General features: G+C 60.4%; 12 protein-coding genes. 9 read left to right on the top strand and 3 right to left on the bottom strand.

Annotated elements, in window-relative coordinates:
- The first annotated feature begins 153 nt into the window (after positions 1 to 153).
- The 5 genes from CLM72_RS26075 to CLM72_RS26095 all read left to right on the top strand — a co-directional run bounded on the left by CLM72_RS26075 (position 154) and on the right by CLM72_RS26095 (position 4,263).
- Positions 154 to 1,098: a choline ABC transporter substrate-binding protein gene (locus tag CLM72_RS26075; protein ID WP_105228796.1), complete on the top strand. Its 945-nt coding sequence runs from the start codon at positions 154 to 156 to the stop codon at positions 1,096 to 1,098.
- 86 nt (positions 1,099 to 1,184) lie between these two features.
- The gene (locus tag CLM72_RS26080) at positions 1,185 to 2,072 is read left to right on the top strand and encodes a 3-keto-5-aminohexanoate cleavage protein (protein WP_105228797.1); all 888 of its coding nucleotides are present in this window, start codon (positions 1,185 to 1,187) and stop codon (positions 2,070 to 2,072) included.
- Positions 2,073 to 2,214: 142 nt separating this feature from the next.
- Complete coding sequence (locus CLM72_RS26085) at positions 2,215 to 3,180, top strand: L-carnitine dehydrogenase (RefSeq protein ID WP_105228798.1); 966 nt, start codon at positions 2,215 to 2,217, stop codon at positions 3,178 to 3,180.
- Positions 3,181 to 3,281: 101 nt separating this feature from the next.
- Positions 3,282 to 3,776 carry a thioesterase family protein gene (locus CLM72_RS26090; RefSeq protein ID WP_105228799.1) on the top strand — a complete coding sequence of 165 codons (495 nt, stop codon included), beginning with the start codon at positions 3,282 to 3,284 and terminating at the stop codon, positions 3,774 to 3,776.
- Between the two features lie 223 nt (positions 3,777 to 3,999).
- Positions 4,000 to 4,263, top strand: coding sequence for a hypothetical protein (locus tag CLM72_RS26095; protein ID WP_105228800.1), 264 nt, complete (start codon positions 4,000 to 4,002; stop codon positions 4,261 to 4,263).
- Between the two features lie 88 nt (positions 4,264 to 4,351).
- On the opposite strand, the gene CLM72_RS26100 is transcribed toward CLM72_RS26095, so the two are convergent.
- Together CLM72_RS26100 and CLM72_RS26105 are read right to left on the bottom strand one after the other, a co-directional pair.
- A complete protein-coding gene (locus tag CLM72_RS26100) occupies positions 4,352 to 5,455 on the bottom strand; it encodes a GlxA family transcriptional regulator (protein ID WP_003194907.1) in 1,104 nt (367 codons plus the stop codon).
- A gap of 494 nt (positions 5,456 to 5,949) precedes the next feature.
- Positions 5,950 to 7,326: an L-serine ammonia-lyase gene (locus CLM72_RS26105; protein WP_105228801.1), complete on the bottom strand. Its 1,377-nt coding sequence runs from the start codon at positions 7,324 to 7,326 to the stop codon at positions 5,950 to 5,952.
- Between the two features lie 416 nt (positions 7,327 to 7,742).
- Here CLM72_RS26105 and CLM72_RS26110 point away from each other — a divergent pair, with 416 nt between their 5' ends.
- The 3 genes from CLM72_RS26110 (at position 7,743) to choV (ending at position 10,780) form a co-directional block, all read left to right on the top strand.
- Positions 7,743 to 8,690, top strand: a complete 948-nt coding sequence (locus tag CLM72_RS26110) for a choline ABC transporter substrate-binding protein (protein WP_105228802.1) — start codon at positions 7,743 to 7,745, stop codon at positions 8,688 to 8,690.
- Positions 8,691 to 8,759: 69 nt separating this feature from the next.
- Complete coding sequence (choW, locus tag CLM72_RS26115) at positions 8,760 to 9,605, top strand: choline ABC transporter permease subunit (RefSeq protein ID WP_003194913.1); 846 nt, start codon at positions 8,760 to 8,762, stop codon at positions 9,603 to 9,605.
- Positions 9,602 to 10,780 (top strand): choline ABC transporter ATP-binding protein, encoded by a 1,179-nt coding sequence (gene choV, locus CLM72_RS26120; RefSeq protein WP_054922367.1) that lies wholly within the window; start codon positions 9,602 to 9,604, stop codon positions 10,778 to 10,780. The genes choW and choV overlap by 4 nt, the downstream gene beginning before the upstream one ends.
- A gap of 168 nt (positions 10,781 to 10,948) precedes the next feature.
- On the opposite strand, the gene CLM72_RS26125 is transcribed toward choV, so the two are convergent.
- Positions 10,949 to 12,883 (bottom strand): BCCT family transporter, encoded by a 1,935-nt coding sequence (locus tag CLM72_RS26125; protein ID WP_230633881.1) that lies wholly within the window; start codon positions 12,881 to 12,883, stop codon positions 10,949 to 10,951.
- A 389-nt stretch (positions 12,884 to 13,272) separates the two neighbouring features.
- Here CLM72_RS26125 and betI point away from each other — a divergent pair, with 389 nt between their 5' ends.
- Positions 13,273 to 13,866, top strand: a complete 594-nt coding sequence (gene betI, locus CLM72_RS26130; RefSeq protein ID WP_105228803.1) for a transcriptional regulator BetI — start codon at positions 13,273 to 13,275, stop codon at positions 13,864 to 13,866.
- Positions 13,867 to 13,942: the final 76 nt, after the last annotated feature.

Here is a 13,942-nt window from a genome sequence, read left to right on the forward strand (position 1 = left end):
CGCCAGTTCAACCGGCCATTCAAGAGCCCAGGTCGCTGCAGTGCAAAAGCGGGTCGCCGCCGTGCGCTTTGCGGGGCGCCAAGCTGCGTAACGTGATCCCACGGCGCACAAAGACGCCGGCACCCACAATAACGACTGCCGAGGGCTCCACCCATGAACCGACTGATCAGCCGCTGCGTACTTGCACTCAGCGCCAGCGCCATTTTGAGCACTAACGCCCTGGCAGCGGATGCCGCTTCATGCCAGAACGTACGCATGGGCGTGGTCAACTGGACCGACGTCATCGCCACCAGCGCCATGGCCCAGGTGCTGCTCGATGGCCTCGGCTACAAGACCAAACAAACCAGCGCCTCGCAGCAAATCATCTTTGCCGGCATCCGCGACCAGCGCCTGGACCTGTTTCTGGGTTACTGGAACCCGCTGATGACCCAGACCATCACGCCGTTCGTCGACGCCAAGCAAGTCAAGGTCCTCGAAAAACCCAGCCTGGAAGACGCCCGCGCCACCCTCGCCGTGCCGACTTATCTGGCCGACAAGGGCCTGAAAACCTTTGCTGACATCGCCAGGTTCGAAAAAGACCTGGGCGGCAAGATTTATGGCATCGAGCCGGGCTCGGGCGCCAATACGCAGATCAAGGCGATGATCGCCAAAAACCAGTTCGGCCTGGGCAAGTTCCAGTTGGTGGAGTCCAGCGAAGCCGGCATGTTGGCGGCCGTAGACCGTGCCGTGCGCCGCAAGGAAGCCGTGGTGTTCTTTGGTTGGGCACCGCACCCGATGAACGTCAATGTGGCGATGACTTACCTCACCGGCAGCGAAGACGCCCTGGGCCCGAACGAAGGCATGGCCACCGTGTGGACCGTGACCGCGCCGGCCTACGCCGAGCAGTGCCCCAACGTGCATAAGCTGCTGACCAACCTGACGTTCACCGCCGCCGACGAGAGCCGCATGATGCAACCGCTGCTGGACCACAAGGATGCCATCGAATCCGCCAAGCAGTGGCTCAAGGATCACCCGCAAGACCAGGCGCGCTGGCTGGAGGGTGTGACCACCTTCGACGGCAAACCGGCTGCCGCCAACCTGCAATTGACCACGAAATAACCCATCCAGATCACCGCTTCGCAACCCCTGAAGGTTGCGAACGGCGCCCTGCGCCTTGAAATCACCCGCCTGTAAGGAACCGCCCCATGAACCACGACGTCATCATCACCTGCGCACTCACCGGTGCTGGCGACACGACCGCCAGAAGCCCCCACGTGCCGGTCACTCCCAAGCAAATCGCCGCCGCTGCCGTGGAGGCCGCCAAGGCCGGCGCCACGGTCGTGCATTGCCACGTACGCGACCCCGAGACCGGCAAGTTCAGTCGCGACGTCGCGCTGTACCGCGAAGTGATGGAGCGCATCCGCGAGGCCGACATCGACATCATCGTCAACCTCACCGCCGGCATGGGTGGCGACCTGGAGATCGGTGGCGGCGAGAATCCCATGGAGTTCGGGCCCAATACCGACCTCGTGGGCCCGCTGACCCGCCTGGCCCACGTTGAAGAACTGCTGCCGGAAATCTGCACCCTGGACTGCGGCACGCTGAACTTCGGCGATGGCGACACCATTTACGTGTCCACCCCGGCGCAACTGCGTGCCGGCGCCAAACGTATCCAGGAATTGGGCGTAAAGGCCGAGCTGGAAATTTTCGATACCGGCCACCTGTGGTTCGCCAAGCAGATGATCAAGGAAGGGCTGCTGGATAACCCGCTGTTCCAACTGTGCCTGGGCATTCCCTGGGGCGCACCGGCCGACACCACCACCATGAAAGCCATGGTCGATAACCTGCCCGCCGACGCGGTGTGGGCCGGCTTCGGCATTGGCCGCATGCAAATGCCAATGGCCGCGCAGGCGGTGCTGCTGGGCGGCAACGTACGGGTGGGCCTGGAAGACAACCTGTGGCTGGACAAAGGCGTGCTCGCCACCAATGGGCAATTGGTGGATCGCGCCAGTGAAATTCTCAGCCGGTTAGGCGCGAGGGTCCTGACCCCAGCCGAAGGCCGCATCAAGATGGGCCTGACTCAACGCGGCTAACACAGACACCACCACTCCTGTGGGAGCCGGGCTTGCCCGCGATGAGGCCAGTAAATCTGCCACATCTTTGTAGCCTGCAATGCCGCCATCGCGGGCAAGCCCGGCTCCCACAAAGGATCATCGAACACTTTAGGAATATGCCATGCGCTTTATCACCGAAATCAAAACCTTTGCTGCGTTGGGCAGCGGAGTCATCGGCAGCGGCTGGGTGTCCCGTGCCCTTGCCCATGGTCTGGATGTGGTGGCCTGGGACCCGGCGCCCGGTGCCGAGGCGGCCTTGCGCAAACGCGTCGCCAACGCCTGGCCAGCCCTTGAACAACAGGGCTTGGCGTCAGGTGCCTCCCAGGACCGCCTGCGCTTTGTCACTACCATCGAAAACTGCGTAAAAGACGCCGACTTCATCCAGGAAAGCGCCCCGGAACGCCTGGAGCTGAAGCTGCAATTGCACAGCCAGATCAGCGCCGCGGCCAAGCCGAACGCATTGATCGGCTCCAGCACCTCAGGGCTATTGCCCAGCGAATTCTATGAAAGCTCTACCCACCCGGAACGCTGCGTGGTCGGCCACCCCTTCAACCCGGTCTACCTGTTGCCACTGGTAGAAGTGGTGGGCGGCAAAAACACCGCACCAGAGGCAATCCAGGCGGCGATCTCGGTGTATGAATCCCTCGGCATGCGCCCGCTGCATGTGCGCAAGGAAGTGCCGGGTTTTATTGCCGATCGCCTACTGGAAGCGCTGTGGCGTGAGGCGCTGCACCTGGTCAATGACGGGGTGGCGACCACCGGCGAAATCGACGACGCCATTCGTTTTGGTGCCGGGTTGCGCTGGTCGTTCATGGGCACTTTCCTCACTTACACACTGGCGGGCGGCGACGCCGGCATGCGCCACTTCATGGCACAGTTCGGCCCGGCGTTGCAGCTACCGTGGACTTATCTACCGGCGCCTGAATTGACTGAAAAATTAATTGATGATGTGGTCGATGGCACCGCGGAGCAGTTAGGTAACCACAGCATCTCGGCGCTGGAGCGCTATCGTGATGACTGCCTGCTGGCGGTACTGGAAGCCGTAAAAACAACCAAGGCCAAGCACGGCATGAACTTCGCCGAATAACCCTGTGGGAGCTGGCTTGCCTGCGATGGCGGTGTTGGCCTCACCATTGCTATCGCAGGCCGGCCAGCACACTTGACCGCACACTGAATTGGATTCATGCCATGCCCGCACTGACCACCTACACCACGAAAATCCTGCCCGACTGGGTCGACTACAACGGCCATCTGCGTGACGCGTTCTATCTGCTGATCTTCAGCTACGCCACCGATGCGCTGATGGACGCGCTGGGGCTGGACAGCGAAAACCGCGAAGCCAGTGGCCACTCGCTGTTCACCCTGGAGCTGCACCTGAACTACCTGCATGAGGTGAAGCTCGGGGCCGAGGTTGAGGTGCATACCCAACTGATCGCCCATGACGCCAAGCGCCTGCACCTCTATCACAGCCTGCACCTTGTGGGCGAAGCACGCGAGTTGGCGGGTAACGAACAGATGCTGCTGCATGTCGACCTGGCCGGTCCGCAGTCGGCGCCGTTTACCGACGCGACGCTGGAAAAACTCATCGCCCTCAGCCAGGCACACGCCGATCTACCCCGGCCGGCCCTGCTCGGCAGGGTGATCGGGCTGCCCGCGCAAAAAAAAGCCCCGATCCAGCCGTGACGGGATCGGGGCAGAGTGCTTTGTGTGAGCGGTGCATTTCGAGGGTGACCAAACCTTCAAGCTGCGTGCCTGGGTTCAGTGTGCCCGTTACGGGTCAGGTCAAGTAACCCGAAAACGACCTGTTCATAGCCATGCGAGCCATCGCTGGATTCTGCCCTTGCCGCCAGTCCTGTGGCCTACCAGAATCCAAGTCATTCCCGCTCCCTACACCAGGATGACCGTCATGATGCACGCGGATTTGATTGACCAGGATGACCTGCTGAGCCAACTACGCTCGCTGGGTTTTGAAGTGTCCAGCGGCGCTACCGCCGAGCAGGCCTGCGAATGTGCGGTGCGCGGGTTGAGCGAAGCGCGGGCCAAGGCGCTCAAGGGCATGGTGGAACAGATGTACAGCGGCAGCGCGACGATTTTGCCAACGGTGAGGCAGGCGATCGACAAGCAGTTGCTGCCGGCGCTGATGCAATTCAAACAGAACTCCGGCGCCTGAAAATACCGCTATCGCAGGCAAGCCAGCTCCCACAGGAGAACGCATTCCAAGGTGGGAGCTGGCTTGCCTGCGATGCAGACGACTCGGTTTAGAGCCTTACACTGGCAAACGTCGACTCGTTCCTGGCCTGGCTCAACGCCGACATCGGCCCCGACAACGGTGACAACACCAGTGCCGGCGGAATCGGCATCATCGCTACTTGCTGGGTGGTGTTGGAGCCTACGCGCTCATCCCGTGGCGGAATGCCGAAATATTCGCGGTAGCACTTGGAAAAGTGTGGCGTAGACACAAACCCGCACACCGAGGCGACTTCGATGATCGACATCGGCGTCTGCTTGAGCAGTTGCCGTGCGCGGATCAGGCGCAGCTTGAGGTAGTAGCGCGACGGCGAGCAGTGCAGGTATTTCTGGAACAGCCGCTCCAACTGCCGGCGCGACACGGCGACATACACTGCCAGTTCGTCCAGGTCGATCGGCTCTTCGAGGTTGGCTTCCATCAGCGCAACGATTTCCTGCAGCTTCGGCTGGTTGGTGCCAAGCATGTGCTTGAGCGGCACACGCTGGTGATCCTGTTCGTTGCGGATGCGTTCGTACACGAACATCTCGGAGATGGCGGCCGACAATTCACGGCCGTGGTCGCGGCTGATCAGGTGCAACATCATGTCCAGGGGCGCGGTACCACCGGAGCTGGTGAAGCGGTTGCGGTCGAGGGTGAACAGGCGCGTGCTCATGGCCACCCGCGGGAAGGCTTCCTGCATCGACGCCAGGCATTCCCAGTGCACGCTGCAATCAAAGCCGTCGAGCAAGCCGGCGCAGGCCAGGGCCCAGCTGCCGGTGCACACTGCGCCAAGGCGACGAGACTGGCGTGCCTGGCTTTGCAGCCACGACACATGTTCACGGGTGACGGTGCGCTGGATACCCACGCCACCGCACACGATGACCGTGTCCAGCACGGGTGCTTTGTGCATGGAGGCATCGGGTGTGATTTGCAGGCCATCGCTGGCCCACACCTGGTTGCCGTCGACACTCAGGGTTGTCCAGCGATACAGCTCGCGGCCGGACAGCTGGTTGGCCATGCGCAGTGGCTCCACGGCAGACGCCAGGGAAATCAGCGTGAAATTGTCCAGCAGCAAAAAGCCGATGGATTGAGGCGCACGGTTCTGGGGTTGGGCCCCGGAGTTGGTCGACGTCATCGCGGTATCTCCTCACATCACACAAAGCGGGTGGCGGCCTCAGGCGAGGCTCTTGTTATTGCGCTCGTCCTGGAAAGGAGAGGCTTTGTAATTGATAGAGCAAATGCCATGCCTAAAATTGAATGGCTATTCAAGAACTCCTGAAAACGACCTGTTTATGTGTCTATATGAGCCCACGCGCGAAGTGCGGGATATGACGCATAACGGGCGGAGTTCAAGGGGGGTGAGCAGATCGGTAGCACTTGTGGGAAGGCGCTTTGCGGGCGTAGGAGGAGTCTGTCACCCAAAGCACATCAGGCGTGTGATCGTGTAGGAATTCGTTCGGAAGCTACTTATCTATTTGCGACGCGCTAAAAGGTGGCGATTTTGGCTTAGGGTGTTCACTTTGTGAGCAATTGCGTCAGCACTATAGCCATCGCGGGCAAGCCCGGCTCCCACCTTTGGAATGCGTTTCCTGTGGGAGCTGGCTTGCCTGCGATAGCGATATCATTGACTCAACATTCAACCGCACTCACCGCCAGCCCACCGCGTGATGTCTCTTTGTACTTGTCATGCATATCGGCCCCGGTATCACGCATGGTGCGGATCACCCGGTCCAACGAGATGAAGTGCTGACCATCGCCACGCAACGCCATTTGCGCCGCGTTGATCGCCTTCACCGCCGCAATTGCATTGCGCTCGATACACGGCACTTGCACCAGGCCGCCCACCGGGTCGCAGGTCAGGCCGAGGTTGTGTTCCAAGCCGATTTCGGCAGCGTTGCACAGTTGCTCCGGCGTGGCGCCGAGGATCTCCGCCAGCCCGGCTGCGGCCATCGCACACGCGGAACCGACCTCGCCCTGGCAACCGACTTCGGCACCGGAGATCGAGGCGTTCTTTTTACACAGGATGCCCACCGCCGCCGCGCCCAACAGGTAGTCAACCACGTTGGCTTCGGTGACTTCTTCACTGAACTTCATGAAGTAGTGCAACACCGCCGGGATGATTCCCGCCGCGCCGTTGGTGGGCGCCGTGACCATGCGCCCACCTGCGGCGTTTTCTTCGTTGACCGCCAGGGCGAACAGGTTGACCCATTCCATGGCGCTCAAGGTCGAGCCGATCACATTGGGCTTGTTCAGCTCCTGCAAGCTGCGGTGCAACTTGGCGGCGCGACGGCGTACGTTCAAGCCGCCGGGCAAGATGCCTTCGTGCTTGAGGCCCTGCTCCACGCAATCTTGCATGGCGCGCCAGAGCTTCATCAGGCCGCTGCGGATTTCTTCTTCGCTGCGCCAGGTTTTTTCATTCGCCAGCATCAGTTCGGCAACGCGCAGGTTGTGGGTCTTGCACAACTGCAACAGCTCCACGGCACTGGAAAAGTCATAAGGCAGCTCGGTGCGGTCCATATCCGCCACACCGCTTTGGGCCTGGGCCTCATCCACCACAAAACCGCCGCCCACCGAGTAATAGGTGTCGCGGTGCAACTCGCCGTTTTCGCCAAACACCACCAGAGTCATGGCATTGGGATGGAACGGCAGGTTCTCATCGAGCAGGCGCATGTCCCGCGCCCACACAAAGGGCACCGGCAAACGCCCGTCCAGCAGCAGCGTGTCGGTTTCGCGCAGGGTGTGGATACGTGCACCGATTTGCGTGGGGTCGATTACGTCTGGCCACTCGCCCATCAGGCCCATGATGGTGGCGGTGTCGCTGCCGTGGCCGATGCCGGTGGCCGACAACGAGCCGTACAGTTGCACTTCGACACGCTGCACCTGTTCCAGCCACCCACGCTCACGCAACCCTTGAACGAACAACGCCGCGGCGCGCATGGGCCCCACGGTGTGGGAACTCGAAGGCCCGATGCCGATCTTGAACAGGTCGAAAACGCTGATAGCCATTAACGTGGAACTCCTCGATAAGCACGGGCCGGGCTTGAACGAGGTGCTACGCTCAGATCGCCCAGATGGCGGCATCATCAAGCTTTTATTCGTCATCACGGCGTCTCACACCGACGCACTCATGCTCACCAGCGGCGCTCGCGTGCGAACGCCAGTTTTGGCCGTTTTTTGCGGTGCAGAAGGGTAAAAACAGCAGTTTTACCTTCGGAAAAACCTGTAAGCGACGTCATCGGTACTGGATGCGACCCTCCCTGTACTGGATACGACGCCCCCTGTAGGCGTCAGATTTTCACTGGTACATGATCAGTCTCGACTCGTTTGCAAGGCACCGCGCCAGAGCTGTTGTCGCACGCTCCGACCGCAACACTTATAAAGCGCGGCGAATGCCGCCAGAAAAGACACAGGAGTCTACCCACATGAAAGGTTCACCCTCGTTGTTGTTGGCCGCCATGCTGAGTCTGCCAGTCGTGGCACACGCCGCAGAACCGGAACAGTGCAAGACCGTCAACTTCTCCGATGTCGGCTGGACCGACATCACCGTCACCACCGCGACCACCAGCGAGATCCTCAAGGGCCTGGGCTACAAGCCGCGCACCACGATGATTTCGGTACCTGTGACTTACAAGTCCCTGGCCGACGGCAAGAACATGGACATTTTCCTCGGCAACTGGATGCCGACCATGGAAAACGACATCAAGCAGTACCGTGATGCCGGCACCGTGGAAACCGTACGCGCCAACCTGGAGAACGCCAAGTACACCCTGGCGGTCCCAGAGGCGCTGTATGAGAAGGGCCTGAAAGACTTCGCCGACATCGCCAAATTCAAGGATGAGCTGGGCGGCAAGATCTACGGCATCGAGCCGGGCAACGATGGCAACCGCACCATCCAGACGCTGATCGACAAAGATGCCTTCGGCCTGAAAACCGCCGGTTTCAAGGTGGTCGAATCCAGCGAAGCCGGCATGCTCTCCCAGGTCGAACGCGCCTCCAAGCGCAACCAGGCCATCGTGTTCCTCGGCTGGGAACCGCACCCGATGAACACTCGCTTCAAGATGAAGTACCTGACCGGTGGTGACGACTCGTTCGGCCCCAACTACGGCCAGGCCACCATCTACACCAACACCCGCAAAAGCTACACCCAGGAATGCAGCAACGTTGGTCAGTTGCTGAAAAACCTGGTGTTCACACTCGACATGGAAAGCACCCTGATGGGTAACGTCCTGGACGACAAGATGAAGGCCGATGCTGCCGCCAAGGCCTGGCTGCAGAAGAACCCGCAAGTGCTCGACACCTGGCTCGCCGGTGTCACCACCGTTGATGGCAAACCAGGGCTCGATGCCGTTAAAGCTTACCTCGCCAAATAGCACCCGCTGACCCCAGGCCGGTGCGCTGGCCTGGGATGTTTTCCCCTTCGCATGTGGACATTCACTACCATGCTGACTGAACAGAAAATCCCACTAGGCCAGTACATCGCTGCCTTCGTCGACTGGTTGACCCAACACGGTGCCAACTACTTCGACGCAATCGCTTCGACACTGGAAACGATGATCCACGGCGTGACGTTTGCGCTGACCTGGTTCAATCCACTGGCATTGATCGGTCTGATTGCGCTGCTGGCTCACTTTATTCAACGTAAATGGGGACTGACTGTTTTTGTCATCGCCTCCTTCCTGCTGATCCTCAACCTGGGGTACTGGCAGGAAACCATGGAAACCCTCGCGCAGGTGCTGTTCGCCACCCTGGTCTGCGTGGTCATCGGTGTGCCGCTGGGCATTGTTGCCGCGCATAAGCCGATGTTCTACACCATGATGCGGCCGGTACTCGATCTGATGCAGACCGTGCCGACCTTCGTCTACCTCATCCCTACCCTGACCCTCTTCGGGCTGGGTGTGGTGCCTGGGCTGATTTCCACGGTGGTGTTCGCGATTGCCGCGCCGATCCGCCTGACCTACCTGGGTATCCGCGATGTGCCGCAAGAGCTGATGGACGCCGGCAAGGCCTTTGGCTGCTCGCGCCGCCAGTTGCTCTCGCGCATTGAACTGCCCCACGCCATGCCGAGCATCGCCGCCGGCATTACCCAATGCATCATGCTGTCGTTGTCGATGGTGGTGATCGCCGCCCTGGTAGGCGCCGACGGCCTCGGCAAGCCGGTGGTCAACGCACTCAACACTGCCGATATTGCGCTGGGCTTTGAAGCGGGCCTGGCCATTGTGTTGCTCGCCATCATGCTCGACCGTATCTGCAAACAACCCGACGCTAAAGTAGGGGGTGATGCATGAGCATTATCCGATTCGACAAAGTCGACGTGATCTTTTCCAAAGACCCACGCGAAGCGCTCAAGCTGCTGGACCAGGGCATGAGCCGTAACGAAATCCTGAAGAAGACCGGGCAGATCGTCGGCGTCGAGAACGCCAGCCTGGACATCGAGAAAGGCGAGATCTGTGTGCTGATGGGCCTCTCGGGCTCAGGCAAATCCAGCTTGCTGCGCTGCATCAACGGCCTCAATACCGTCAGCCGTGGCCAGCTGTTTGTGGAGCATGAAGGGCGTCAGATCGACATCGCCTCCTGCACCCCCGCCGAGCTGAAAATGATGCGTACCAAACGCATCGCCATGGTGTTCCAGAAGTTTGCCCTGATGCCTTGGCTGACGGTGCGCGAGAACATCAGCTTCGGCCTGGAGATGCAGGGCCGCCCAGAGAAAGAACGGCGCACGCTGGTGGACGAGAAACTCGAACTGGTGGGCCTGAGCCAATGGCGCAACAAGAAGCCCGACGAGTTGTCCGGTGGCATGCAGCAGCGCGTCGGCCTGGCTCGCGCCCTGGCGATGGACGCCGATATCCTGCTGATGGACGAACCCTTCTCGGCCCTCGACCCGCTGATCCGCCAAGGCTTGCAAGATGAGCTACTGGAACTGCAACGCAAATTGAGCAAGACCATCGTGTTCGTCAGCCACGACCTGGATGAAGCACTCAAGCTCGGCAGCCGTATCGCGATCATGAAAGACGGCAAGATCATCCAGTACAGCGTGCCGGAAGAGATCGTGCTGAACCCGGCGGACGACTATGTGCGCACCTTCGTCGCCCATACCAACCCGTTGAACGTGCTGTGCGGGCGCAGCCTGATGCGCACCCTGGATAACTGCACGCGTGTGAATGGTTCGGTGTGCCTTGATCCGGGTGGCGACTCCTGGCTGGACCTGGCTGAAGGCAACACCATCCAGGGCGCACGCCAGAATGGCGTGACGATGAACCTGCAGAACTGGGCGCCAGGGCAAGCCGTGGAAGGCTTGGGCCGCGTACCGACGTTGGTGGACTCGAACATCGGCATGCGCGATGCACTGCAGATTCGCTACCAGACAGGCAACAAGCTGGTGCTGCACGACAACAACAAGGTGGTGGGGATACTGGGGGACAGTGAGCTCTACCATGCCCTGCTGGGCAAGAACCTGGGTTAAGGCAACCCTGCAAAACCTACTGAAAAAACTGGGTCAGTGTGGGAGCTGGCTTGCCTGCGATAGCTATGTTGGATTCACCCTTGCTATCGCAGGCAAGCCAGCTCCCACATTCGACCGCATTCAATGCTTGCAACAGCGGCGCCAGTGAAGGCGCCGCCAGCTCAACTATCAGCTATAGACCCGGCCAAGGAGCTGCCGATGGCTTTCAAACTGATCGAGCACATCCCGGGTAATCTGCTCCTGGGTGAAGCCCATCAGGTCATACTCCTGCGGCCCGTTGTGCAGGTACACCTCGGCACGATAGTAACGGGTGCGCTCTTCTTCAGGCAGGTCAGCCGGTGCCGCCGAGTAGCCATCCAGGCTCACTTCGTAGACAAACGGGTTGCCCTCGTCCATCTCGATCCGCACGCCGATGCAGCGCTTGGACTTGCCCAGCAAGGTCTGCACTTCCAGGCCCTGATCACGCAACGCACTCGCGGCTTCTTCCAACGCCGGCGTTACGTGCTTGTCCATAAAGCGCTGCACGGTGGCCTGGCTCGGTTGCAGGTCCAGCGCCGTCAAGCGCTCGCTGAAACCACGACGCCCGCGTTCGGCCAATTGCGCCTGCTCCTGTTCGGTGGCCACGTCCTGGCGCATGGCCTTGTGCAAACCGAACATAAAGAACACCAGCACCACCGAGAACGGCAGCCCCGCCAGCACCACCATGGTTTGCATGGCTTCGAAGTTGCCGGCAAACAGCAGGCCGATGGTCACCAGGGTGATCACCGCCGACCAGAAGATACGCAACCAGTGCGGCGCATCTTCATCCACATTACCGCCTTTGCAGGAAAGGTTGGCCATCATCACCGCGCCGGAATCCGCAGGCGTCAGGAACAGCACGAAGCCCACGAAGATCGACACGCCGATCACCACTTTCGACGCCGGGTAATGCTCAAGCAGTTGGTAGATGGCCATGGACGGTTGCTCCAGCGCCGTCTTGCCCAACTCCACCGCCCCATGGTTCAACACCAGATCCAGGGCCGAGTTGCCGAAGATCGACAGCCACGCCAGGGTAAAGCCCAGCGGGATCAGCAATACGCCAGCCACCAGTTCGCGCACGGTACGACCACGGGAAATACGCGCGATGAACATGCCCACAAATGGCGCCCAGGAAATCCACCAGGCCCAGTAGAACAAGGTCCACAGGCCCATCCAGCGTTCGGTCTTGGCACCGTCGCCTTCGTACACATACAGGTCGAAGGTTTTCAGCACGATACCGTTGAGGTAATCACCGGTGTTCTGCACCAGGCCATTGAGCAGGTGCAAGGTAGGGCCGAACAACAGCACGAAGATCAGCAAACCGCTGAACAGCACGATGTTGAGGTTGGACAGGCGGCGAATACCGTTTTCCACACCCGACACAGCGGCAATGGTCGCCACGGTGCTCATCACGATGATCACGATCAGCAAATTGGTATTGCTGTGCTCCATGCCGAACAGGTTTTCCAGCCCCGACGACACTTGCATCGAGCCGATCCCCAGGTTGGTCACCAGGCCCAGCAGGGTCACGAACATGCCGAAACCGTCTACCGCGTGGCCAGCCGCGCCCTTCACCCAACGCTCGCCCACCAGCGGGTACAGCGCCGAACGCAGGGCCAGCGGTTGGTTGTGGCGGTACGCAAAGTACGCCACGGCCAGGCCGACCAGCGCATAGATCGCCCAGCCGTGCAGGCCCCAGTGCAGGAAGGTCAGCTGCAGCGCCTGGCGTGCCGCGCCATTGCTGGCGGCAGCGCCTTCGGGCGGGTTGAAGTAATGGTCCAACGGCTCGGACGCACCGAAATACAACAGCGAGATGCCGATACCCGACGAGAACAACATGCCGGCCCAGGCGCCGTAGCTGAAGTCTGGGGTATCGTCCTTCGCACCCAGCTTAAGTTTCCCATAGGACGAAAACGCCAGGCCGACCACAAACACCAGGTAGGCAGCGATGACCACCATGTAGTACCAGCCAAAGCTTTTCGACAGCCAGGCCTGTGCGACACCGAGCATGCGCCCGGCCTCCTGCGGGGCGACGATCAGAATGGCGGTCAACAATAAAATCAGCGCGGTGGAGGTGTAGAACACCCAACCGTTGACCCGGACCTTTTCCGGTGGGGTCTTTATAAGAGAGGCAGAACTCATGGCGCAGATGCTCCAGGCAGTGCGAGAGAGAAACACAAGGCAACGGTTATCCCGGGACATCGATTTTTCGGCAGTCGACGGACGGGTGTTATAAAGACACCCCAAAATTCTTGAGCCCGCCGAAGCGGTGATCAGGCTCTGAAGTGGCCTGTTTCAAGGGTTTTTGCAGGTGTCGAAGGTTGCAGCTCGCAGGTAGGAAACATCTGTAGGCAGCGACCATTTGTCGCAGATCTTATTCTTTGTTGATTGAACGTTCAATCAAAACAAAATAGACTGGCCCTCAAGCCGACGGACGTGGATCGCCCATCGGCAGGCCTAAGGAGAGGTGCTACATGCCCAAGGTCGGTATGCAACCCATACGCCGCCAGCAGTTGATCGAAGCCACGTTGACGGCCATCGATCAGGTCGGGATGGGAGATGCCAGCATTGCGCTGATCGCCCGTCTGGCCGGCGTCTCGAACGGCATCATCAGCCACTACTTTCAGGACAAGAACGGCCTGATCGCAGCGACGATGCGCTACCTGATGAATGCGCTGATCGAGAACGTGCAAGAGCGCAGGCGTGCCTTGAAGGATGACAGCCCACGGGCGCACCTTCAGGTGATCATCGAAGGCAACTTCGACGCCAGCCAGGTCAACGGCCCGGCAATGAAAACCTGGCTGGCCTTCTGGGCCACCAGCATGCACCACCCGTCATTGCACAGGTTGCAGCGGATCAACGATCACCGTCTGTATTCCAACCTGTGTTGCCAGTTCCGCCGTGCGATGCCGTTACCCGAGGCACGCAGCGCAGCCCGCGGGCTGGCGGCTTTGATCGACGGTTTGTGGTTGCGCGGCGCCCTGTCGGGAGACGCTTTCGACACGGAGCAGGCGCAACGGATCGCTTACGAATACATGGATTTCCAATTGGCCAAGCAGGTGAGTTAGAGCCCTTATAAATGCTCAACCCCTGAACGTCCGCCGCTCAGTGTTGCCACACCCCCATGGCCCACTGTTCGGCGGG

Origin of the sequence: Pseudomonas sp. MYb193, from assembly GCF_002966775.1 — a bacterium.
GTDB classification, from domain to species: Bacteria; Pseudomonadota; Gammaproteobacteria; order Pseudomonadales; family Pseudomonadaceae; genus Aquipseudomonas; species Aquipseudomonas paracarnis.